The organism is Curtobacterium sp. MCLR17_036 (assembly GCF_003234445.2).
In the GTDB taxonomy this organism is placed as follows: domain Bacteria; phylum Actinomycetota; class Actinomycetes; order Actinomycetales; family Microbacteriaceae; genus Curtobacterium.
Genome location: NZ_CP126269.1, coordinates 1518111 through 1540837 on the forward strand (window position 1 = coordinate 1518111; position 22727 = coordinate 1540837).

The window sequence follows — 22727 nt, forward strand, 5'->3', positions numbered from 1 at the left end:
CGCACCCGCCCCTGAGCGTCGTCCCCGGACGGCACTCGCACGAGACGAGCGAGCCACACCGTGTCCGCGATCTTCACGCTCCTGTACTACGTCCTGCTGCTCTACTTCCTGGTGATGTGGGGCCGGTTCGCGCTCGACCTGGTGCAGAGCTTCAACCGCTCCTGGCGTCCGCGCGGCGGGCTGCTCGTCGTGTCCGAGTTCGTGTACACGGTGACCGACCCGCCGATCCGGGCCGTCCGACGGGTGCTCCCGCCGCTCCGACTCGGGCCGATCGCGCTCGACTTCGGGTGGACGATCGTCATGCTCGTGACGATCATCCTCATGCGTCTCATGCCCTTCCTGGCCGCGGTCGTCTGACGACCCCGGTCATCGCGACACGCGCCACGCCGCACGGACGGCACGGCTCCGCCCCACCGTCGGTGTACGGTGGTCGGGATCGATGCCGCGCCTGCGTGGCATCCGCACCACCCGGTACGACTGGTAGATTCGGTCCGACCCGAAGTGGTTCCACACGTTCAGCAGTTCTATTGAGGTGACGGCAATGGCTTTGACGCCGGAAGACGTAGTCAACAAGCGGTTCCAGCCGACGAAGTTCCGCGAGGGCTACGACCAGGACGAGGTCGACGACTTCCTCGACGAGGTCGTCGTCGAGCTCCGTCGCCTGACCGCGGAGAACGACGAGCTCCGTCAGCGCCTGCAGGCGGCCGAGTCGGCCAGCCCCGCGCCGTCGCTCGAGAAGTCCGAGCAGCCCGCTCCGGCCGCCGAGCCCGAGCCCGCCCCGGTCGAGGCAGCACCGGAGCCCGCTCCGGTCGCCGCCGCTCCGGCGCCCGCCGCCGCTCCGGTGTCGACGGCCCCCGCCGACGAGGACACCGAGGGCACCACGAACCTGCTCACGCTGGCTCGTCGTCTGCACGAGGAGCACGTCCGCGAGGGCATCGAGAAGCGCGACGCGCTCATTGCCGAGGGCACCGCGCAGGCCGCCCGCCTGGTCTCCGAGGCCGAGGCGAAGCAGCGCCAGATCATCGCCGACACCGAGAACACCAACCGTCAGCGTGTCGCGGTGCTCGACCAGGAGCGCACGCAGCTCGAGGGCAAGATCGACGAGCTCCGCACCTTCGAGCGCGACTACCGTGCGCAGCTCAAGAGCTACATCCAGGGGCAGCTCTCCGAGCTCGACTCCTCGGGCGAGCAGTCCTCGGGCCTCGCCCCGGCGCCGGCATCGGCGCAGGGCTTCGGCAACTGACGTTGTCCCGTCCGACCTCACCGGCGAAGGTCAGTGCCCGCGCGATCGCGGGCCTGGCCTTCGCCGCTGTCGTGGTGGTGGCCGCCGACCAGATCGCGAAGGCGCTCGTCGTCGCGAACCTGCCGTACGGCACGCCCGTACCCGTCCTCGGTGGCGCACTCCAGTTCCTGTACGTGCGCAACCCCGGTGCCGCGTTCTCGTTCGCGGTGAACATGACCTGGGTCTTCTCCGTCATCTCGGCCGCGGTCGTCGTGGGCATCATCGTCTTCGCCCGCCGCATCCGGTCGATGTGGTGGGCCATCGTGCTCGGCATGCTGCTCGGCGGCGCGCTCGGCAACCTGGTCGACCGTCTGTTCCGTGAGCCGGGCTTCGCGCGCGGCCACGTCGTCGACTTCATCTCGACGCCGTGGATGATGCCGGCGATCTACAACGTCGCCGACTCGTTCATCTGCATCAGCATGGTGGTCTTCGTGCTCCTCGTGGTCCTCGGCGTGAACCTCGACGGCACCCGCACGGTGTCGACGAAGCGTGCCGCCGCAGCGGGCACCGACCCGGCCGCGCCGCTCGACGGTGGTGCCGCGTTCGCACCCGCGCCGACCGCAGCCGACGCGCCGGAGCCGGACCGGGCCTCCCGTCCGGAGCAGCACGACCGACGCGACACCCTGGGGCACGACGCCACGTGACCGAGAGCCGTTCCCTGCCCGTCCCCGACGGGCTCGCCGGTGAGCGCGTCGACGCCGCCATCGCCAAGCTCCTCGGCTTCAGCCGCTCCTTCGCCGCGGACGTCGTCGCGGCCGGTGGCGTGCGGGTCGACGGCGTGACCGTCGACAAGTCCGACCGGCTGCACGCCGACTCGTGGCTCGAGGTCGAGTGGTCCCCGAAGGAGCCGCCGCGCATCGTCCCCGCCGTCGTGCCCGGGATGACGGTCGTCCACGACGACGAGGACATCGTCGTCGTGGACAAGCCCGTCGGCGTCGCCGCGCACCCGTCGCCCGGCTGGGACGGCCCGACCGTGCCCGGGGGGCTCGCGGCCGCCGGGTTCACCATCGCGACGTCCGGTGCCGCCGAGCGTGCCGGGATCGTGCACCGCCTCGACGTCGGCACCTCGGGCCTGATGGTCGTCGCGAAGACCGAGCTCGCGTACACGCACCTCAAGCGCGCCTTCAAGGAGCGCACGGTCGAGAAGGTCTACCACGCCCTCGCCCAGGGCCACCCCGACCCGACGTCCGGCACGGTCGACGCGCCGATCGGCCGGCACCCGTCGAGCGACTGGAAGTTCGCGGTCACGGCCGACGGCAAGCCGAGCGTGACGCACTACGAGACCCTCGAGGCCTTCCGCGCCGCGACCCTGCTCGAGGTGCACCTGGAGACCGGTCGCACGCACCAGATCCGCGTGCACATGGCCGCCACCCGCCACCCGCTGGTCGGCGACACGATGTACGGCGCCGACCCGGTGCTCGCCGCGGAGCTCGGCCTCACCCGGCAGTGGCTCGACGCCGTGCGGCTCGGCTTCGCGCACCCACGCACGGGGGAGTGGGTGTCGTTCGAGGCGTCCTACCCCGACGACCTGCAGGCCGCGCTCGACCGCATCCGCGCCGCGTAGGCGGGCCGGGACGCCGGCGCTCGCTCGGCGAGAGGGCGCGATGTGTCGTCCGGAGCGTCTCTAGGAGACACATCGTGCCCCTTGGACGTCCCGCTCACGGCGCGTCGTGCCCGCTCGGAGTCGCGCCCCGCGCGTGTCCCGACCGCCTGCCGGACGGGAGGCGCGGGTCGACGCCGCCCCGCGCCTCCTGTCCGGTGCACCGCGGCGTGGTCCGCGTCGCGCCGCGAGGGCGCGCATCCTGCCGCCCGCGACGCCGCCGACCGGCAGTCCGTGCGACCTCGGCGCCGTCCAGCGGCGTGTCGCGCGACCTCGTGCGCCGGGGCGACGGACACGCGCGGGATTGTCCTCGGCCGCGGTTAGGCTTGTCGGACCCAGCAGCAAGACCGTTCGACCGGAGGCTCCGTGGCGGATTCCGACTCCTTCGTCCACCTGCACGTGCACAGCGAGTACTCGATGCTCGACGGCGCTGCCCGACTCGGCGACCTGGTGGCCGAGACGGCTGCGCAGGGCATGCCCGCCGTGGCGGTGACCGACCACGGCAACATGTTCGGCGCGTTCGAGTTCTGGAAGGCCGCGAAGGCCGGCGGCGTCAAGCCGATCATCGGAACCGAGGCGTACATCACGCCCCGCACCCACCGCACCGACAAGACCCGTGTGCGCTGGGGCGACGGCGGCGGCGACGACGTGTCCGGTGCGGGTTCGTACACGCACATGACGATGTTCGCCGAGAACACGACGGGCATGCACAACCTGTTCCGGTTGTCGTCGAAGGCCTCGATCGAGGGCTACTACTTCAAGCCCCGCATGGACATCGAGCTGCTGCAGGAGTACCACGAGGGCATCATCGCGACGACGGGCTGCCCCTCGGGCGAGATCCAGACGCGCCTGCGCCTCGGGCAGTACGAGGAAGCGCGCCAGGCAGCTGCCGACTACCGCGACATCTTCGGCAAGGAGAACTACTTCGCCGAGATCATGGACCACGGGCTCGACATCGAGCGCCGGGTCATGAGCGACGTCATCCGCCTGGCGAAGGACCTCGGCATCCCGCTCGTCGGCACGAACGACCTGCACTACACGCACTCGCACGACGCGAAGTCCCACGCGGCCCTGCTCTGCGTGCAGTCCGGTTCGACGCTGAACGACCCGAACCGCTTCAAGTTCGACGCCGACGAGTTCTACCTGAAGACCCCGCAGCAGATGCGGCACGTCTTCCGCGACAACCCCGACGCCTGCGACAACACGCTGCTCATCGCCGAGCGGTGCAACGTCGAGTTCGACACCGCGGCGAACTACATGCCGAAGTTCCCGGTCCCCGCGGGCGAGACCGAGCACACGTGGTTCGAGAAGGAGGTCGCGAAGGGGCTGCAGTACCGCTACCCCGGCGGCATCCCGGCCGAGGTGCAGGAGCGCGCCGACTACGAGGTCGGCATCATCAACCAGATGAACTTCCCGGGGTACTTCCTCGTCGTCGCCGACTTCATCAACTGGTCGAAGGACAACGGCATCCGGGTCGGTCCCGGCCGTGGTTCCGGTGCCGGCTCGATGGTGGCGTACGCGATGCGCATCACCGACCTCGACCCGATCCGGCACGGCCTGATCTTCGAGCGCTTCCTCAACCCGGACCGCGTCTCGATGCCCGACTTCGACGTCGACTTCGACGACCGGCGCCGCGGTGAGGCGATCAAGTACGTCACCGAGAAGTACGGGTCGGAGCGCGTCGCGCAGATCGTCACCTACGGCACGATCAAGGCGAAGCAGGCGCTGAAGGACTCGTCCCGCGTGCTCGGTTTCCCGTTCGGCATGGGCGAGAAGCTCACGAAGGCGATGCCGCCGCCCGTGATGGGCAAGGACATCCCGCTCACCGGGATCTTCGACAAGGACCACCCGCGCTACAAGGAGGCCGTCGACGTCCGCACCGTGGTCGAGACCGACCCCGAGGCGAAGACCGTCTTCGACACCGCACTCGGGCTCGAGGGGCTGAAGCGCCAGTGGGGCGTGCACGCGGCCGGCGTCATCATGTCGAGCGACCCGCTCATCGACATCATCCCGATCATGAAGCGGGAGCAGGACGGCCAGATCGTCACGCAGTTCGACTACCCGGCAGCGGAGTCGCTCGGCCTGATCAAGATGGACTTCCTGGGGCTGCGGAACCTCACGATCATCAGTGACGCCCTCGACAACATCAAGTCGAACCGCGGCATCGACCTCGACCTCGAGACCATGGGCCTCGAGGACCCCGAGGCCTACGCGCTGCTGCAGCGCGGCGACACCCTCGGGGTCTTCCAGCTCGACGGCGGACCGATGCGCGGGCTGCTGCGCCTCATGAAGCCCGACAACTTCGAGGACATCTCCGCGCTCATCGCCCTGTACCGACCGGGGCCGATGGGTGCGAACTCGCACACGAACTACGCCCTGCGCAAGAACGGCGAGCAGCCGATCACCCCGATCCACCCGGAGCTCGAGGAGCCCCTGGCGGAGATCCTCGGCGGCACCTACGGCCTGATCATCTACCAGGAGCAGGTCATGGCCATCGCGCAGAAGGTCGCGGGGTTCTCCCTCGGCCAGGCGGACATCCTCCGCCGCGCGATGGGCAAGAAGAAGAAGTCCGAGCTCGACAAGCAGTACGCCGGCTTCGAGAAGGGCATGCAGGACAACGGCTACTCGGCGGCCGCGATCAAGACCCTGTGGGACATCCTGCTGCCGTTCTCCGACTACGCCTTCAACAAGGCGCACTCGGCGGCGTACGGCGTGGTCTCCTTCTGGACGGCGTACCTCAAGGCGCACTACCCGGCCGAGTACATGGCCGCGCTGCTGACGAGCGTCGGCGACGCCCGCGACAAGCTCGCGCTGTACCTGAACGAGTGCCGCCGGATGGGCATCAAGGTGATGCCGCCGGACGTCAACGAGTCGATCGGCTTCTTCGCCGCCGTGGGCGAGGACATCCGCTTCGGCATGGGCGCGATCCGCAACGTCGGGTTCAACGTCGTCGACGACATCGTGCAGGCGCGAACGGAGAAGGGCGCGTTCGAGTCCTTCCACGACTTCCTGCGCAAGATCCCGATCTCGTCGGCGAACAAGCGCACGGTCGAGTCGCTCATCAAGGCCGGGGCGTTCGACGAGTTCGGCGACTCCCGGCGCGCGCTCGTCGAGATCCACGAGGGCGCCGTCGAAGGCGCGGTGAAGGTCAAGCGTGACGAGGCCCACGGCAACGTCGGCTTCGACTTCGACTCGCTCTTCGCCGAGGTCGCCGAGGAACAGCCGTCCGCCGCCGCGGTGTCCCAGGTGCCCGACCGCCCCGAGTGGTCGAAGCGCGACAAGCTCGCGTTCGAGCGGGACATGCTCGGCCTGTACGTGTCCGACCACCCGCTCGCCGGGCTCGAGATCGAGCTCGCCAAGCACCAGTCGATCACCATCGCCGACCTCATCGGGGCCGACGACTCGATCGAGGGCGAGACGGTCACCGTCGCGGGGCTGCTGACGAGCGTGCAGCACCGGGTGGCGAAGTCGAGCGGCAACCCGTACGGCATCGTCGACATCGAGGACTTCGGCGGCCAGATCGGCGTGATGTTCCTGGGCAAGACCTACCAGGAGTTCGGACCGTCCCTCGTCGCCGACTCGATCGTCGTGCTGCGTGGTCGGGTCAACGTGCGCGACGACGGCAAGGCGCTGCACGCGGTGAGCATGTTCCAGCCGGCGATCGGCGACGGGATGGGCTCCGGTCCGCTGACCCTGTCACTGCCCGAGCGGCAGGCCACCACGACGACGGTGACCGAGCTCGCAGCCGTCCTCGGCCGGCACCAGGGCGAGACCGAGGTGCGGCTGAAGCTCCTGAAGGACGACGTCGCCCGGACCTTCGAGCTGCCGTTCCCGGTGAACCTGACACCGGACCTGTTCGGCGAGCTGAAGAGCCTGCTCGGCCCGCGCTGCCTGGTCTGATCGGTCGAGCGGCGGGGGAGCGAGCACACTACCCAGCACCGCGGCCGGGCAGGCCGGCGTGCGTGTCTCGGTGGGGTCGACCGCGGTGTTCCCGGCGCTCGCGCGGTCGCTGCGCGCACTCCGCCTGGACGGTGCGGACCTGCAGATCCGGTTGCCGACCGACACCACGGGCGGCTCCTCGACCGTCAACGCCACGCTCACCGACCCGACCGACGCGTCCACCAGCAGCAACGAGACGGCCCAGCGCAACGCGCAGGCCTGGCGCGACGCCTGGTCGGCGAGCGGCTGAGGACCCCGGTCGCGGCCACTCGGTTGGCCGCCCGCCGTCGGCCGGGTGCCTCCGGTCGGCCGGTCACACGCCGTCGGCCGGTCGCCTCCGGTCAGGCGGTCGCCCCCGGTCGGTCGGGAGGCCCGGCTCGGCCCTGCGAGGAACGCCCAGGCCGACGTCGTGGTCGCGTCAGGCGCCGCGGCCGGTGATCGCCCGGATGCGCGCGACCACGCGGGGGTTCCGGGCGCCGAAGCTCAGTGCCGTGAGCCGCCGCAGGGACACCGTGGCGCGGTGCACGAGCAGGCCGGTGGCCTCGGCGATGTCGGAGACGGCGAGCCAGCGCGCCCGGAGCGACTCCACGTCGATCTCGGTGGACGCGGCGGTGCGCACGAGTGCCACCAGGTCTTCGCCGCTGCGCCAGGTGGTCGTCTGGTTCTCGAACCGCCGCTGGATGCGGTCGATTGCGGCGGCCCGGTGGTTCGCCACCGCGTGGGACCACCGGAGGTCGTGCGCCACCGGGTCGACGAGGATCCAGCGCGGAGCGTTCGCGTTGAGCGCCGTCAGCTGGCCGAACGTGGTCAGGGCGCCGAGCGCGACGGCCACGTCGAAGATCTGGCGGGGGCGTCCGTTCACCGCGATCGCGGCACCCGGGAACGCCTGGCGGGCGGCACGGATCTGCGACTTCGCGACGATGACGGTGACGACGACGTCCTCCGGAGCCGCGGCCAGGGTGGCGCGCGCGGACGCCAGCACGGAGTCCGTCAGGTCCTCCGGCAGGTGCAGGGCGACCCGGACCACGTCGTCGTCGGGCATGAAGGCGTCGGCGAAGACGTCGACGGCGTCGCGGTGCCGGGCGAGGAAGAGGGCCACGGCGCCGGCGTAGAACGGGTAGCGCTCGAGCAGGATGCGCTCGTGCTCGAGCCGGAGGGCCGGCCCGCGGTCGCCGCTGAAGCTCGTCGAACCGGTGTGCAGCACGAGGGCCCGGTTGGCGAGCACCGAGGTGAAGCCCTGCTCGTTGATCCGGAGGCAGAAGTCGTTCTCCTCGCCGTAGCCGGGGGAGAACCGCTCGTCGAAGAGGCCGAAGCGGTCGACCATCTCGCGGCGGATGAGGAAGCAGAAGCCCATCGCGACGGGCGACACCGTCGAACGCGGCAGCAGGTACTTCGTCCGTCCGTGCAGTTCGCGGGTGCGGCGCGGCGACAGGTTCGCCCGCGGGTTGCGTCGCGCGTACGGGAACGAGGCGATGGTCGCATTGTCGCTCCGGGCGCACACGACGCCGATCGTGTCGTCCGAAGCCAGGACGGCGGTCATCTCGTCGAGGAAGCCCGGCAGCGGCACCGTGTCGCTGTTGAGCAGCAGGACGTCGTTGCCGGTGCGGTCGAGCTCGAGGACGGCGCGGTTGCAGTTGCCGACGAAGCCGAGGTTGCGCGGGTTGCGGGTGTACTCGAAGCCGTCGTGGTCGCCGACCAGCTCGAGGACCCGTGCCTCAATCTCGTCGACGCGGGGCCCGACGTCGTTGGCGAGCAGCACCCGGTCGGTCGTGAAGTCGACCGAGTCGAGGAGCGCCTCGATGCAGCGCTCGAGGCCGGGCAGGTCGTCGTAGATCGGGACGACGATCGTCACCGGACGGCGTTCGTCGCGGGTCACCGGCGCACGAGCTTCCGGACAGCGGCACCCGGCCGCGCCAACACCCGGCCGACCAGGCCGGACCGCGTGCGCACCCGGTTCGCGAGCAGGCCGACCGCGGCCCTCGCGCTCGTGGCGCCGAGGGCGGCGTAGGCGCCCGGCAGCTCGAACCAGTAGCGCGCGGCCTGGGGGAGTCGGTAGCCCTCGGTCCCGACCAGGGCGACGAGCCGCGCGATCGCGGCCGCGTTGTCGTGTCCTGCACCCATGACGGCGGTGAGACGGTCCGGGGCAGCCGCACCGTGCCTCCTGACCGATGCCGGGTCGGCCGCGTACGCGGCGAGGGCGTCCGTCAGCGCAGTGGTGTCGTCGGCGTCGACGAGCGCACCGGTCACGCCGGGTTCGACCAGTTCGGCGCTGCCGCCCTGGCGGGTCGCGACGACCGCCTTGCCGAGCGTCATGTACTCGGCGGTGGTGCGACCGAACGCCTCGATCGTCGAGGGGGTGATGCAGACGTCCGCGGCCTCGACGTAGGGAGCGGGTGTGCGCTGCTCGCCGGTGAACACCACATGGTCGGCGACGCCCAGGGCGCGGGCGCGGTCGGTGAGGCGTTGGTCCTCGCCGGGGTGCTTCCAGCTGCCGACGAAGCAGACGCTCGCCGTCACCCCACGAGCGCGCAGTGCGCCGAGCGCGTCGACGACGCGGTGCTGGCCCTTCGACTCCTCGACCCGTCCGACCACGGTGATGCGGAGTCCGGGGTCGGCCTGGGGGAACGGGGCGACCGCCGGGGCGTCGGTCCGCGTCGCACGGAGCCGCTCGCTGTCCACGGTGGGGTACGCGACCGAGAGCTTGTCCGCCGGGATGTACCGGGCGAGGTGTTCGCGCATCGCCTCGGAGTTCGTCACGACCGCACCGGCCAGCAGCCCGATGTCGCCGAGGACGCCGGCACGTCCGGTCTGGAACTGCAGCCCGTGGTCGAGGTCGCCGTACTCGCGCACGAACCAGGCCTGCGGGATGCCGAGGACCGCGGCGGCGAACGACGCCCACGGCGCCACGAGCGTGTTCGTCACGACGAGGTCCGGCCGCTGACGCTCGTACAGGCGGATGAGCGCGTTCACCGCGGCGTAGTCGACGGTGGCGAACGCGGCCCGCTCGGCGGCGGGCGCGGGCTGCGGGCTCGGCAGTGCCCAGCCGCGGAACCGGAGCGCGTCGTACGACCAGCCGCGCTCGTCGAGGGCCTCGATGAACTTGCCGCGAGGAGCCTTCGTGACGAAGGTCGGTGTCATCGTCGGGTCGGTCGCCAGCCAGTCCTCGACGAACCGCAACAGCGAGCGCTCCGCACCACCGAGGTTGACGGGCGCCGTCGAGTGGTTGGCGAAGCTGACGAGCACTGTGCAACTCTACAAACGTTTGGCCGAGTGTTCGTCATCTCGACACGTTTTGTTGGTTCGACAGCGCGATGCGGGGGATTCGTCTGGCGCCTGTGCGAGAATGCCTCGTCCCCCATCCGATCAGGAGCGTCCCTGCGCTCCGGAGGAGCCAGCACCCGAAGCATGACGTACCTGAACGAGCTCATGTCGTCGCGCGAGCTGCTGGCGAACCTCACCGCGCGCGAGGTCAAGGGCAAGTACCGCCGCACGGTCTTCGGCCAGCTGTGGTCGCTGATCAACCCGCTCGCGACGATGCTGATCTACACGATCGTGTACTCGTTCATCTTCCGCGCGCGGCTCGAGGTGGGCGATCCCAGCGGTCTGAACATCTACCCGCTCTGGCTCATGTGCGGGCTGCTGCCCTGGATCTTCGCGCGGAACGTCATCAACTCCGGCATGACCTCGATCGTGGCGAACGGCTCGCTCATCAAGAAGGTCTACTTCCCGCGCATGACCCTGCCGCTCGCGGCGGTCGGCTCCTTCGGCTTCACCTGGCTCGTCGAGATGGGCGTGCTGTTGATCGCACTCGCGATCGCCGGGTCCAACTTCTGGCTGTTCCTGCCGCTCATCCTGCTCACGATGGTGTTCCTCGCGATGTTCGCGGCCGGGGTCGGGCTCATCCTGTCGATCGTCAACGTGCACTTCCGCGACATGCAGCACCTGGTCGGCATCGCGCTGCAGATGTGGATGTACCTGTCGCCGATCATCTACCCGCTGTCGCTCGTCGAGGACGCCGCGAACAAGGCGGGACACCCGTGGATCATCCACGTATACAAGCTCAACCCCATCGAGCGGTTCTCGACGGTGTTCCGCAACCTGATGTACGACAACCGTCTCCCGAACTGGACCGACCTGGTCGCGTGCGCCCTCGCAGGATGCGTGTCGCTCGCACTCGGCTACGTCGTGTTCTCCCGCAACGAGAAGAAGCTGGCCGAACTGCTGTGACCGATGCTGCCGTGACCGTCGAACACGTGTCCAAGCGCTTCCGCATGTACCACGAGCGGAACGACTCGCTGAAGAGCATGGTGATGCGGGGGAAGAAGTCCGTGCACGAGGACTTCTGGGCGTTGAAGGACGTCTCCTTCGAGGTGCCGCACGGAACGACGTTCGGGCTGATCGGCAAGAACGGCTCGGGCAAGTCGACGCTGCTGAAGTGCCTGGCGAAGATCCTGTGGCCGGAAGAGGGGTCGATCACCGCTCGTGGCAAGCAGGCCTCGTTGCTCGAGGTGGGCTCGGGCTTCCACCCGGAGCTCTCCGGGCGTGAGAACGTCTTCCTGAACGGCTCCATCCTCGGCATGAGCCGCAAGGAGGTCGCGCGGAAGTTCGACGAGATCGTGTCGTTCTCCGGCGTGGGCCACTTCATCGACCAGCCGGTGAAGAACTACTCGTCGGGCATGTACGTCCGACTCGGGTTCTCCGTCGCCGTGGCGGTCACCCCGGACATCCTCGTCGTGGACGAGGTGCTGGCCGTGGGTGATGCCACGTTCCAGAAGCGCTGCCGCGAGAAGTTCCGGGAGATGAAGCAGGACGGCCGCACCGTCATCCTCGTCTCTCACTCGATGAGCACGGTGAAGGACATGTGCGACGAAGTCGCCTGGTTGAACCAGGGTGACCTCAAGATGATCGGCAAGACGAAGGACGTCGTCGCCGCGTACAACAAGACGGTCTGACGGCGCGCCTTCCGACCGTTCTCGTCGCTCAGCCCACGATGCGCTCGAGGTCGCCCCGGTTGCTGGCGAAGTCGAAGTCCCATGCCGAGTTGTAGGCGGCTCCCGAGAAGCGGTCCTCCGGCTGCTCCACGTCCGGCTTCGACCAGAAGTAGTGGATCTCGTCGGCGATCATCGATGCGAAGAGGTGCTCGTTGCGGCCGGTGTTCGCCTCGTGCGAGAGCACGATGACCCGCTCGAGGTGCTCAGCGAAGGCCATGTTGTAGAGGCCTCCGCCCGCGAAGCCGGCGACCACGGTCGCGTTCCCGAAGAGACGAGCACGCTCCGCCACGGTGATGGCGTCGACGTCCACCACAGTGAAGCCGTGGTCGCCGAAGAACCGCTCGACGTCCTCCGCATTCCGCGGGCCGGGTGTCTCCGTGGTCGCTCCGCGTGTCACGAAGAGTCGTGCCGGACTCGATGGGTCTGCTCGTACGAGCGCCGAGCGGAGCTGCTTCCAGAGCTCCCGGTTGACGGGGTGCGCGAAGTGACTGCCTCCGTTCTGCCAGCCCTGGGACGCGCTCACGAAGGTCTCGACAGCGACGGCGCGGTGCTCCCAGTGCACGTCCTCGCCGCGGATCCCGAACGCATCGAGGAGCGCCTTCTCTGTGTCAGCCTGCCATCCAGCGGACGGGGTCCGGTAGAACGCGCGGAGGGAAGGGTCTCGCTCCTTGGCTTCGCGCCACCCCCAGAGCTTCGGGATCGACTCGGTGAAGAAGTGAGCGGGGTCACCGGGGTCCGCGCTGGTGACGTCGTAGAACGCTCCCTCGAGCGGCACCGGCTCTTCCGCATCTTGGCGCAGGACTGCGATGCGGTCGTTCACGTTCCGCAACTCGGTGCTGTGTGCACGCCAGGGGTGCTTGAACGAACTCGGCAGGACGGTCGACGTGTTGACGGCGAGCATCCCGGCGCGGAGCTCCGAGCGACCGGTGAACTCGCGAAGCGTCAACTCGGGGTAGGTGGCCCTCGTCGCGGGGAGGCGAGGCTCCGACGAGGAGCCGTACGAGTGGACCTGCAGCGCGGTCGTCACCGAACCTGCGGGTCGCGACCCGAGCAGCCGGACGTTGTTCGCTCCGAGACGTGAGGGCAAGAGGTCCAGCGTCTCCTCGTCCTTCACCTTGACGAGGTGCTCTCGGGTCTTCCCGGTGATCACGTAGCCTCCGGACACGACACCCGCCGCAGCGGTCCGCTGGAGTTCTGTGATCTCCCGCGGACTGATGCGTCGTGATCCGAGTGCGGAGACCGCCGCTTCCCAGGACGTCGGAGTCGGGATCTCCAGCCCGAGGAACGCGCCCCCGGCCGCCACGTGGAAGAACAGGCGCTGCCATCGTTGCAGCTGCTCGGGGATCGTGGAGGAGAGCTCGTCGATGACCGCCGCCACAGGGCCGATCGACGTCAGGTGTGCGGCCATCTCGTTGTTGTTCTGTGTCCGCACTGCCGTCACCCCCTCGAAGTCGGAGAGCTCGCCCTCCGTCATCACGTGGAGCCGGTACTCGAAGGCTCGTCGCCACCGCGGCAGCTCCTGCACCGATCCGGAGCCGGCGATGAGGACGACGGGGCGCCGGAGCTCCTGGAGCTCCGCGATGACCGCATCGAGCCGATCAGACCCGTTGTCATCCCGCCGTCGATTGCGTCGGTTCCTGCGCGAGACGGCTCCAAACATGCTCACGAGGCTATCTGATGCAGAGGCGCTCCTCGCCCAGGGCGAGCGCCCGGAGCCTGCCCGGAGGGCGTCAGCGCCGTAGCGCCTTCTTCAGGGAGGCGACAGCGTCGGCCACCCGCACCACGCGCCTCGCCCGCTCCTCGGTGAGGTCGCGTCGCAGCCCGCGGATGATGCGGCCGCGCTCGGCGATGCCCGCTTCTGCGAGCGCGACCTGCTCCTGGGACGAGCGCAGCTCGTCACGGAGTTGCCGCTCGGCGGCAGACGCCTCGTCCCGCGCATCGCGAGCGCGCACGGCGGCATCCTCGAACTCCTGCCGCTGGCGACGGAGGCGATCTTCTGCTTCCCAGAGCCGGTGGACGACGGCGAACACCGCCTTGACAGGGGAGCTCCAGGCGAACTGAGCGGTCCAGGAGGGCACCTCCTGCAACGTGACGAGGGGATCAGCTGCGCCGCGGAGCCGGGCGACCAAGGTGTCCCACCAGAGGTTCTGCTCGGCTTGCCGTGTCTGCACCGTCTTCGAGATGTGTGCGGTGAACGCCTCGCGGTGCTCGAGGACATCCGCGACGACCGTCTGCAAGGTGCCGCTCTCGACGGCGTCGACGGGAAGCGCGAACCCCTCGAGCCCGACGTTGCGCAGGGCTCCACGCATGCGCACGGACGAGTAGTACGAGGGGACGACCGTCAAGGACGGCACGCCGGCAGCCGGTCCGAAGACGGCAGGGTGGTACCGACTCGAGACCGTGAGCAACGCGCGGCTGGTGAGCGCGACCAGCTGCCGTGCGGTGATCATCGGGAGCGTTTCGATCCGCCCGGACCGGGACCGCCGGAGGATCTCCTCGTGGGTGCCGATGTCGTGCCGACGGCGGTCGTCGTGCAGTGACCCGGCGTGCGGCACCAGCAGGACCCGAGCGTCGAACCGTTCAGCGACGGCGTCGAGCTGTGAAGCGAGCAGGCGGTAGTACTGGTCGTCGTCGAGATGGGTGCCCTTCGAGTGGCCCGCGAAGCTACCGATGACGTACCGGTCGGAGACGTACTGCTGCATCGCCGAGTGGTCGTCGTCGGACGCGGTGAGCATCAGGGCGTCGTCCATGCAGTGCTGTACCTTCGCCCGGTCGACACCGTGGCGCAGGAGGAGCGCCTCGGTGTCCGTCTCCCGGGCGCCGATCACGACGGCATCGTCGAGGATCTCCTGGAGCAGCGCGCGATCACCGTCTGCGATGTCCGGACCGATCGTCTGACTGGTGAGTGCGAGGGGCTTGCCGAAGTGTCGCGCGATGCGGGCCATCGATGCCCGTTCGAAGACGTGCTGCACGTGTCGGGAGTTCAGGTTCCCGCCACCAGCGATCAGGACCGCATCGGCTCGGGCGATCGCCGTGATCGCGTCCTTCGCTTCACCGCCGTCGTCCTCGAACGCCTCGAGCTCGTCGTCGAGCTGAGCGAGCCGAGCCTCCATCCGAGCGCGGGACCAACGGCCCACGTACCCGATGCGCGAGACAGCCGACACGCCGTAGAACGCAGCAGCGATGTCCGGGTTGCCGGCCGTCACGGTGATGTCGGTGACGCCGCGTGCGCGCAGGAGCTCGATCGCCGCATCCGTCATGGCTTCGTCGCCGAGGTGGTACAGGTCTTTCCAGCCGATGTCGCCGACTACAACGATCTTCATTCGCTCGGTCCTCCTGGTTCGTGGATTGCTTTCATCAGGCATCAGGCCGTGTGCACCAGCGCGCGACCGATCACCGACGAGTCGCGTTCGGGCCGTCACCGTTCTCGGTGGCGTGCGCTGACCTGCGCCGGTCCCGCGTCATCAGCTGGGAGTCGGGTCGAGGGGCTGTCGAACCCCTTCCGCAGCGCGCGACGCAGGGCAGGGCCACCTCGACGTTCGACGAGCTGGTGCACGGCGATCGCGAGGGCGAGGGAGACCGCGGTGGCGAGGAGCGTGGCGTTGACCCAGCCGAACTGCTCGGTGTGCCGGATCACCGACCAGCCGATCTGTTCGTGGAGGAGGTAGAGCGGGTAGGTGAGCGCGCCGCTCACCGACAGCCAGCGCCATCGCACCCGGCGGAGCGGGGTGAGGGTGACGAGGGCGACCAACGCGAAGCAGAGGAGCACACCGCCCCACGCGGCGACGGAAGGGATGCCTGATCCGGTGGTGCTCGAGATTCGTCCAGCGAGTTCCGGCGCCGACGAGGCGAACGCCATGAGGATGTCCGCCGCGAGGGCGAGCCAGACGACCAGCGAGTGCCCGGTCCGGACGATGACGAAGAGGAGCATGCCGCCACCGAACAACGCGGCATGCTGCCAGACGAGGAGGTAGGCGACGATGTCGAGATGCGTGGTCTCGGCGATCGCACCGATGACGGGCCAGAGCACCGCGAAGCAGATGATCCGGTTCTTCGTGATGCCGACCAGGATGAACACCGCCATGAGTGCGTAGAACCGCATCTCCACCCAGAGGGTCCAGTAGACGCCGTCGACGTGCGGAACGCCGAATGCGGACTGCAGCATCGTGAGGTTGACCAGGACACGACTGACGAGCAGGTCTCGGCCGTCGGCGATCAGGACGATCGCGGTGAGCAGCACGCACACCCAGTACGCGGGGAAGAGGCGCGAGAGGCGGGACGCGGTGAAGTCGGCCAGCGGGCGGTTCCACGCCGTCATGAGGATGACGAACCCACTGATGACGAAGAACAGGTCGACCCCGAGCACGCCGTACTTCGTGACGTCGAACAGGGCCGGTGCACGTTCGGCGATCGGGATGCTCCAAGCGTTCGTCTCCCGCGCCGTGTAGTGGAACGCGAGCACGATGAGCGCCGCAGCGAAGCGGAGACCGTCGAGCAGGGCGAAGCGGTCCCGGGTCTGCTGACCGGGGAGGTACTGCGACCGCGGAGCAGGAGCGGTTTCAACCATCGGTGCGGATCATCTCGTCGAGTACGGCGCTGGATGACACCAGCAGGGCGCGGAGCGGTTCGGTCATGCCTGCCGCAACGGTGCGTCGTCCCGCACCGAGCCAGGGACCGCCGCCGTCGTCGGCGTTCGGCGACCGTAGACCGCCTCCATCGCGTGGACGACGCGTTCGCTGCTCCGTCCGTCGCGGAGCGTGAACGTCTCAGCCACGCGCTCTCGGTAGGGAGTCCCGATCTGCCAGCCCTGTTCGGCGTACTCGTCGATCGCGGTCAGCGCTGCGTCGACGTCCGGGGCGACCGGACCGAAGCCGTCACGCTCGTAGTCGAAGTACCCCCGGCGCCCGATGTGCATGCCGTTGAAGAACTCTTGAGCGTCGAACTGGAAGTAGACGACCGGCAGGTGCAGGAAGGACGCCTCGAAACCCAGCGACGAGTAGTCCGTCAGGACCAGGCACGCCCGAGCCAGGACTGCCTGCACGTCGTTGTCGTCGTACCCGAGCAACGACACCGAGGACGGGACGTCGAATTCGTCGAGGTGCGGCTTCATGTTCGGGTGCGGCATGAAGACGATCCGCTTGCCGTGACGTTCTGCGACGGCTCGGAGTCGTTCCGATCTCAGGAGGGCGCCGTACTGCTGGGCGTACTCGCTGGCCGCGAAGTTCTCGCCCTTGGCCCGCGCGTTGGACCCGGGGATCGACGCACCGAGGAGCACTTGACGCCATGTCGGCATGATCACGATCGAGTCGCGCTCCTCGTCGGTCAGCGCGGCGCGTTTCTGCAGGAGCGCGTCGTGTCGTGGGAACCCGGTGAGCACCGTCTCGCGGGACGTGAAGGCGAAGGGGCCGTCGCCGGCGATGGACCGCCACTCCGGAGGTGTGGCGGTGACGAAGACGTCGATCGGCTTGATGTTCAACCAGCGGGACAGGTCGTCCTTCGTGACCCCGTGCTGCAGGAAGGTGAACTTGAAGTGTGACCTGCCGAAGCGTCGAGCGTCGAGCGGATGGATGACGTAGTGGTCGATGTGCGAGGACGCGAGGTGGTCGGCGGACAGGAGGAGCGAGACCCAGTCGTCCGACTTGTACTCGACGAGTCGGAATCCCTCGGCCTCGAGCCGGTCCCAATCGGGCGATCCTCGGTCCAGGATGAACCAGGAGTTGATGTCGGGCCGGTTGATCGACACCCAGCGGTAGAGGTGCTCGGCGTTGTCCCCTGCGTGCGTGTCCTTGTCCATGAAGGCCCATGCGTGGGCGAATCGCTCGCGAGTGGCCTTGCGGTGGAGGCGTCGCGACACCTTAGCGTCGGCGAGGGCCTGCTTCGAGAGGTACTTCCGTGCATCTCCTCGGATGCGACGGACGAGCTGTCCGGTGCGCTGCCGGACGGTCTCCTCGGGTGCTCCCAGACGAGGGGTCGCCCTCCGGCGAGTGTCGTGGATGACCGGGGCGAGGTCCCTGATCGTGACGGCCTCCGTGTGTCCCCATTGTTCCGAACGGACACTCGGGAGTGTCCGGCCGTCGACCGTGACGAGCGTGCGGCTGCCACGAGCGAGCCAGATGTGCCGCCGACGCATCGTGACGGTTCCGTAGAACTCGAAGTCCTCGGTCTTGGCGGCCAGGGGCCGGACCGACTGGTCGTCGACGGTGAACTCCTCGTCGAGGTTCGGACCCGTGAACCAGTACGTGAGGTGGACCTCTTGCCGGAGTTCGTCGACCTCGTTCAGCCGCACGTACTCAGGAGCCCACGGTCTGCCCTGGTAGCTGTGCAGGAAGGTCGCCTTGATGGCGTACTCGACGCCCATGACGTTGAACTCCCGGATCGCATCATCGCTGATCCGACCGAGCACGTCGCCGACGAGTTCGTGGAACCTCGGCAGGACGGCGCGTGGTGCTGCGGCCGTGATCGATCGGATCTTCCGCTCGTTCTTGTAGTACCAGAACAACTCGTAGAGCAGGACGTTCTCGAGCCATCGGGGCGGACGACCGACCACCTCCTCGGCGGTCCGGAGGAGGTCGAGGTACCCCGCCTCGAGGAGTTGCGTGTACTTCTCTTCCTTCAGGTAACTGACCTGCACCAGCGAGCTGCCGTCGGTCCGGGTGCGGTAGTGGTACTTGGCTGATGCCAGGAGACCGAGCTTGTGCGTCCCGCTGAGGAGCAGGTACCGCGCGATGAAGTGTCCGTCCTCGAAGTTCGGGCGGACGGCCGGGTCGAACTCGACACCGAGCTCACGGATGACGTCGAGGCGCATGAAGGAGGAGTTCGCACTCATGTGGACGAGCGGTTCCACGTGGAGATCGGCGATCCGACTACCCGAGGCGAACTTGTGCCGCAACGGGTGGGTGTCCGTGAGCTCTCCGGAACTCTCGTCCCAGACCACCTGGTGTGTGCCGAGCAAGGTGAGGTCCGGCAGGTCGTAGAGCCCCATGAACTTCCGCGCTTCGGCGAAGTACTCGGGCGCGAGCCGGTCGTCCGGGTCGGGGAAGGTGATCCAGCGCCCGGAAGCGCGGCGCATACCCGCGTTCCGGGCCGCAGAGAGCCCGGCGTTCGGCTGGTCGACCACGATGACGTTGTCCCGGCTTGCCGCCCATGCCTCCACGAGCGCCAACGTGTCGTCGAGGGAGCCGTCGTTGACGAACACGAGCTCGACGCCGTCGAGTCCGGCAGTCTGCGCGTCGAGCGAGCTGAAGAACTCCGGCAGGTACCGTGCGACCGAGAAGCAGGGGATCACTGCGGTGATGGTGGGACGGGACTCGCGTGGCAAGCGCGTTCCTTTCGATCGGGTCCTCTGAGCCCGTGGGGTCGGACCCGTGCACGCACCGGGGTCGCGGGCGCCACGAGAGATTATCAGTAGCCTCGACGGGCCAGCGTCCTCCGCGGCGTTGGTACGGTCATGGCGTGCCAGGATCGTCGTCTCCCCGTCCTCTGCTCTCGGTGGTCGTGCCCGTCAAGGACACGGCGGCATGGGCTGAGGAGTTCCTCGAATCCGTCCTCGCTCAGGACGTGTCCGGGCTCGAGGTCGTCCTGGTCGACAACGGATCGCGTGACGGCACCTCCTCGATACTGGAGGCCTGGGCTGCTGCACATCCGGTGCTGCGCGTCGTCCGGTCAGGAGCTGGTTCAGCCGGCGCCGCTCGCAACGACGGGATCGATGCGGCCACCGGGACGTACCTGGCCTTCGCGGACTCCGACGACATCGTTCCGGAAGGTGCGTACCGGATGATGCTCGAGTCGCTCGAGTCGAGCGGTTCGGACATGGTCATCGGCGACCACCTCAAGTTCTCGGCCACCCGCACGTGGAGCCCGACGCGACGCTGGTACGCCTTCGACGGGGACGTCTCCGGTGCGCGTCCGGTCGAAGTCGCTCCGCTGCTGGGCGGGCGCGCCTGCTGGAACCGTCTGTTCCGGCGGTCGTTCTGGGACGATACGGCGTTGCGGTTCCCCGATGTCGCGAGCGTCGAGGACATCGAGCCGATGACCCGAGCCTTCGTCGAGGCGCGATCGATCGACGTCGTCAGCGCCTGTGTCTACCTCTACCGCGACCGAGGCGACACCTCGTCGCTCTCCGTTCGTTCGGATGAGCAGTCGACTCTGCGCTACCTCGAACAGGAACTGCGCTGCGCACGGTTGCTCGTCGACCGCGACGAACGCCTGCGACAGCAGCACGCGGAAGTCGTGTACGACGCCGACGGCTGGGCGCACCTGCAGCGATTCCTCGCGGCGAAGCCCGACGCGGCCGCGATCCGGACCGTCGCCCGCGCGACCAGCGCGCTCGTGCGCACGATCCCGACACCTGCACACGCAGCGGCCCCGGTCCGGCAGATGCTCTGGTCGCTGGCGCTCGCGGACCACTGGGCCGCCGCGGCTGCGTTCGCCGACGGAGTCTCCAGCGGGAGCGCGGTCGACGAGCTCGGCGCGTGGATCGACGCGGTCGTGGCGCTCCGTGAAGACGACGAGACGACGGCATCGGCTCTCGCGTCGGGCGGTCTGCTTCCCGTGCTGGTCAACACCGCTGACTCGGTGCCCGACGAGTGGCTCGAAGCTCGGCTTCCGCGTCTGCGTGACTTGACGCCGGTGCCGAGCCAGTCCGAGCTCGTCAGTGCGATGGCTTCAGCGGTGTCGAGCGGAGAAGCGGCGCTCGTCTCGACCGTCGCAGCGCTGCGCCACCTGGTACCGGTGGTGGTGTCGCACGCCGAGTCGTCGGCGGACGGCCTGCTGATCGGGGGCCGATTGCCCGGAAGCGGGCCGTCCACGGTGATGGTGATCCAACTCAGCGGGGCCACCACGGTACGGGTCCCGCTGCAGAGGAACTCCGATGGGCACCAGTGGAGCGCTCGCGTCGCAGCAGGAGACCTCGGGATCGGCCGTCACGAGGTACACGTGCTGGTACCGGGCGTGAGCGGTCGGTTCCCGGTCGTGACCGCTCGGATGCCCCTCCCGCCCGTCGATGCGGCCTTCGCGCTCCAACCGCTCGCAGACCGCAAGAACGGTTGGCGGTTCCTCGTCGACCGTCGGCCGACACGGCGGCCGGGCGTCCGAGGCCTCCTGGGACGGGCCATCGGACGGGGACGGTGACGGCGAAGCCGCGAGCCTGATGTTGCACAATGTTCCGGTGCGCCGCTTCCTCCTGCCCGCGTTCGTCGCAGCTCTGCTCGCGCTCGTGCTCGTCTCGTTCGCGATCGTCTCGGCCTCGCGGGTCACGGAACCTTCCGTGAGCGCGGTGGGCACCGCGGATCCGCAGGATGAACTCCGGGTCGCCGTCGTCGGGGACTCGCTCAGTGCCGGCCGGTCGAAGTTCCTCGGGAACGGGCTCGATGACGAGAGCTGGATGTCCTACGCCCGAGGGGACGGCATCGACTTCGTCGGAGGGTGGGCGCGGTCGGGAGCGACACCGGACGAGATGGCGTCCGCGATCGAACCGATCGACGACGTGGACGTGCTCGTCATCCTCGCCGGTACGAATGCGGTTCGCCTCGGTGAGACGGTGGCCGACGAAGCCGATGCCTACAGGCGCATGGTCGACGTCCTCGAGCCCGAGCGCGTCCTGGTCTCCTCGATCCCGCCGTACAGTGCGCACGCCGCTGACGCCCGCGTCTACAACCGTGATCTTCGATCACTCACCGAAGCGGAAGGGTGGACGTGGGTCGACCCGTGGGTTGCAGCAGTGGACGGCGAGGACTGGATCCGCGGCTTCAGCGTCGACGGCATCCATCCGGCTGGACCTGCCGAGTACGCGGTGCTCGGCGAAGCGTTCAGGGAGCTGATCCTGCAGGACCGCAACACCGCGACTGCTGCTGGATCGTGATCAGCCTGCCGCCGACTCCAACAGGTCTGCGTACCGACGGCTGAGGGCGTACGGAGCCAGCCGTCGGCTGAACCGCTCCGCGCCCCCGGGGCTGGGCGCCGATGCGCCCAGCACCTCAGCGAGCGACGACGCCGGTTCGGCGGTGTCGAACCACCGCGCCCACTCTTCGTCGCCGAACTCCACGCGCAGGTGCGGCTCGTCGGGCAGCACCGAGGGGAGCCCGAACGACGCTGCGAGGTGCAGGGCGCCGGAGTTGAGCACCCGGCGGTAGGGGAACACGGCGACGTCGGCGGCTCGGAACCACCGTTGGACGTCGACGTCCGCGACGTGGTCGTGCTCGCGCACGGCGCGGACGTCGTCGCCGAGCATGAGGTCGATCGCTTCACGGTCCCGGGCGGAGGTCCGACCGGCGAGCAGGAGCACCGGCCGCTCCGTCGGAGCGACCCGCCGGACGGCGTCCACCAGCACGTCGAGGCCCTTGTACGGGCGCATCTGCCCGAACGCCAGCACGGCTCGGTCGCCCTCGTCGATACCGAGTGACGCGCGCGCGTCGGCGCGGGTCATCGTCGACGGGTAGACGCCCTGGTAGCTCGGGTGGGGGATGTGGACGACCTTCGCCGGGTCGAGCCTGTAGAAGTCGCCGACTGCGTCGGGAGTCGCCTGGTTCATGACGTGCACGACGTCGGCGCTGTCGGCCAGCCAGCCGGCCAGTTCGCGCTCGAGGTCCAGGTGTCGGGCGTCGTGGGGGAGCACGTTGTGGACGGTCCAGACGAGGCTCGCGCCCCGCCCGCGTGCCCCGTCCACGGCGGCGCGGAAGCGATCGAGCCGAGCCCGTGCCTGGACCAGGTCGTCGTTCTCGCGTTGCACGATCGGGGACGTCCAGTGCACGTGGACGACGTCACCGGTGCCGAGCCGGCCGAGGTGCTGCTCCAGCTGCTCCAGGCGCAGGCTCTCGAGGACGTTCCAGCCGCGGGCCCGCGGGGCCAGCAGCATCAGGTTCAGGTAGGGGTTGTCCCGGTAGGCCGGGAACACCGCGAGGGAGCGATCGGGCACCGC

The 22727-nt window shown here is 68.9% G+C and carries 17 protein-coding genes; 10 read left to right on the forward strand and 7 right to left on the reverse strand.

Annotated features, from left to right (window positions below; genetic code table 11):
* The first annotated feature begins 60 nt into the window (after positions 1–60).
* The 6 genes from DEI99_RS07200 (at position 61) to DEI99_RS07225 (ending at position 7071) form a co-directional block, all read left to right on the forward strand.
* Positions 61–357: a YggT family protein gene (locus DEI99_RS07200; protein WP_071254551.1), complete on the forward strand. Its 297-nt coding sequence runs from the start codon at positions 61–63 to the stop codon at positions 355–357.
* 184 nt (positions 358–541) lie between these two features.
* Entirely contained in the window at positions 542–1243 is a 702-nt protein-coding gene (locus DEI99_RS07205) for a DivIVA domain-containing protein (protein WP_181434323.1), read from the forward strand.
* Between the two features lie 2 nt (positions 1244–1245).
* Positions 1246–1926, forward strand: a complete 681-nt coding sequence (lspA, locus tag DEI99_RS07210) for a signal peptidase II (RefSeq protein ID WP_181434322.1) — start codon at positions 1246–1248, stop codon at positions 1924–1926.
* Entirely contained in the window at positions 1923–2846 is a 924-nt protein-coding gene (locus DEI99_RS07215; protein ID WP_111040606.1) for an RluA family pseudouridine synthase, read from the forward strand. Before lspA ends, DEI99_RS07215 begins: the two co-directional genes overlap by 4 nt.
* A gap of 453 nt (positions 2847–3299) precedes the next feature.
* Entirely contained in the window at positions 3300–6782 is a 3483-nt protein-coding gene (gene dnaE, locus DEI99_RS07220; RefSeq protein ID WP_502867024.1) for a DNA polymerase III subunit alpha, read from the forward strand.
* A 58-nt stretch (positions 6783–6840) separates the two neighbouring features.
* A complete protein-coding gene (locus tag DEI99_RS07225) occupies positions 6841–7071 on the forward strand; it encodes a hypothetical protein (protein ID WP_146247049.1) in 231 nt (76 codons plus the stop codon).
* A gap of 168 nt (positions 7072–7239) precedes the next feature.
* Here DEI99_RS07225 and DEI99_RS07230 read toward each other — a convergent pair whose 3' ends face one another.
* Together DEI99_RS07230 and DEI99_RS07235 are read right to left on the reverse strand one after the other, a co-directional pair.
* The gene (locus DEI99_RS07230) at positions 7240–8697 is read right to left on the reverse strand and encodes a glycosyltransferase family 2 protein (RefSeq protein ID WP_181434321.1); all 1458 of its coding nucleotides are present in this window, start codon (positions 8695–8697) and stop codon (positions 7240–7242) included.
* Complete coding sequence (locus tag DEI99_RS07235; protein WP_111040602.1) at positions 8694–10064, reverse strand: glycosyltransferase; 1371 nt, start codon at positions 10062–10064, stop codon at positions 8694–8696. Before DEI99_RS07235 ends, DEI99_RS07230 begins: the two co-directional genes overlap by 4 nt.
* 162 nt (positions 10065–10226) lie before the next feature.
* Here DEI99_RS07235 and DEI99_RS07240 point away from each other — a divergent pair, with 162 nt between their 5' ends.
* Positions 10227–11048: an ABC transporter permease gene (locus DEI99_RS07240; protein ID WP_111040601.1), complete on the forward strand. Its 822-nt coding sequence runs from the start codon at positions 10227–10229 to the stop codon at positions 11046–11048.
* 11 nt (positions 11049–11059) lie between these two features.
* Positions 11060–11773, forward strand: a complete 714-nt coding sequence (locus DEI99_RS07245) for an ABC transporter ATP-binding protein (protein WP_258369176.1) — start codon at positions 11060–11062, stop codon at positions 11771–11773.
* A gap of 28 nt (positions 11774–11801) precedes the next feature.
* Here DEI99_RS07245 and DEI99_RS07250 read toward each other — a convergent pair whose 3' ends face one another.
* From DEI99_RS07250 to DEI99_RS07265, 4 genes are all read right to left on the reverse strand, one after another.
* Positions 11802–13472 (reverse strand): glycosyltransferase family 61 protein, encoded by a 1671-nt coding sequence (locus tag DEI99_RS07250; protein WP_146247048.1) that lies wholly within the window; start codon positions 13470–13472, stop codon positions 11802–11804.
* Between the two features lie 70 nt (positions 13473–13542).
* Positions 13543–15135 carry a polysaccharide pyruvyl transferase family protein gene (locus DEI99_RS07255; RefSeq protein WP_181434320.1) on the reverse strand — a complete coding sequence of 531 codons (1593 nt, stop codon included), beginning with the start codon at positions 15133–15135 and terminating at the stop codon, positions 13543–13545.
* A 95-nt stretch (positions 15136–15230) separates the two neighbouring features.
* On the reverse strand, positions 15231–16379 hold the full coding sequence (locus tag DEI99_RS07260; protein WP_111040597.1) for an acyltransferase family protein: 1149 nt from the start codon (positions 16377–16379) through the stop codon (positions 15231–15233).
* Between the two features lie 63 nt (positions 16380–16442).
* Positions 16443–19130, reverse strand: coding sequence for a bifunctional glycosyltransferase/CDP-glycerol:glycerophosphate glycerophosphotransferase (locus DEI99_RS07265; RefSeq protein ID WP_111040596.1), 2688 nt, complete (start codon positions 19128–19130; stop codon positions 16443–16445).
* A 134-nt stretch (positions 19131–19264) separates the two neighbouring features.
* Here DEI99_RS07265 and DEI99_RS07270 point away from each other — a divergent pair, with 134 nt between their 5' ends.
* Together DEI99_RS07270 and DEI99_RS07275 are read left to right on the forward strand one after the other, a co-directional pair.
* Positions 19265–20941: a glycosyltransferase family 2 protein gene (locus tag DEI99_RS07270; RefSeq protein ID WP_181434319.1), complete on the forward strand. Its 1677-nt coding sequence runs from the start codon at positions 19265–19267 to the stop codon at positions 20939–20941.
* A 37-nt stretch (positions 20942–20978) separates the two neighbouring features.
* Positions 20979–21671 carry an SGNH/GDSL hydrolase family protein gene (locus DEI99_RS07275; protein ID WP_181434318.1) on the forward strand — a complete coding sequence of 231 codons (693 nt, stop codon included), beginning with the start codon at positions 20979–20981 and terminating at the stop codon, positions 21669–21671.
* Here DEI99_RS07275 and DEI99_RS07280 read toward each other — a convergent pair whose 3' ends face one another.
* Complete coding sequence (locus DEI99_RS07280; protein ID WP_111040594.1) at positions 21672–22724, reverse strand: glycosyltransferase; 1053 nt, start codon at positions 22722–22724, stop codon at positions 21672–21674. It lies immediately after the preceding gene.
* Between the last annotated feature and the right edge of the window lie 3 nt (positions 22725–22727).

Excerpts from the sequence above, each read along its gene's own strand:
- DEI99_RS07205 (WP_181434323.1), top strand. The coding sequence starts at position 542 with ATGGCTTTGACGCCGGAAGACGTAGTCAACAAGCGGTTCCAGCCGACG.
- DEI99_RS07240 (WP_111040601.1), top strand. The coding sequence starts at position 10,227 with ATGACGTACCTGAACGAGCTCATGTCGTCGCGCGAGCTGCTGGCGAAC.
- DEI99_RS07250 (WP_146247048.1), bottom strand. The coding sequence starts at position 13,472 with ATGTTTGGAGCCGTCTCGCGCAGGAACCGACGCAATCGACGGCGGGAT.
- DEI99_RS07260 (WP_111040597.1), bottom strand. The coding sequence starts at position 16,379 with ATGGTTGAAACCGCTCCTGCTCCGCGGTCGCAGTACCTCCCCGGTCAG.
- DEI99_RS07255 (WP_181434320.1), bottom strand. The coding sequence starts at position 15,135 with ATGAAGATCGTTGTAGTCGGCGACATCGGCTGGAAAGACCTGTACCAC.
- dnaE (WP_502867024.1), top strand. The coding sequence starts at position 3,300 with ATGCTCGACGGCGCTGCCCGACTCGGCGACCTGGTGGCCGAGACGGCT.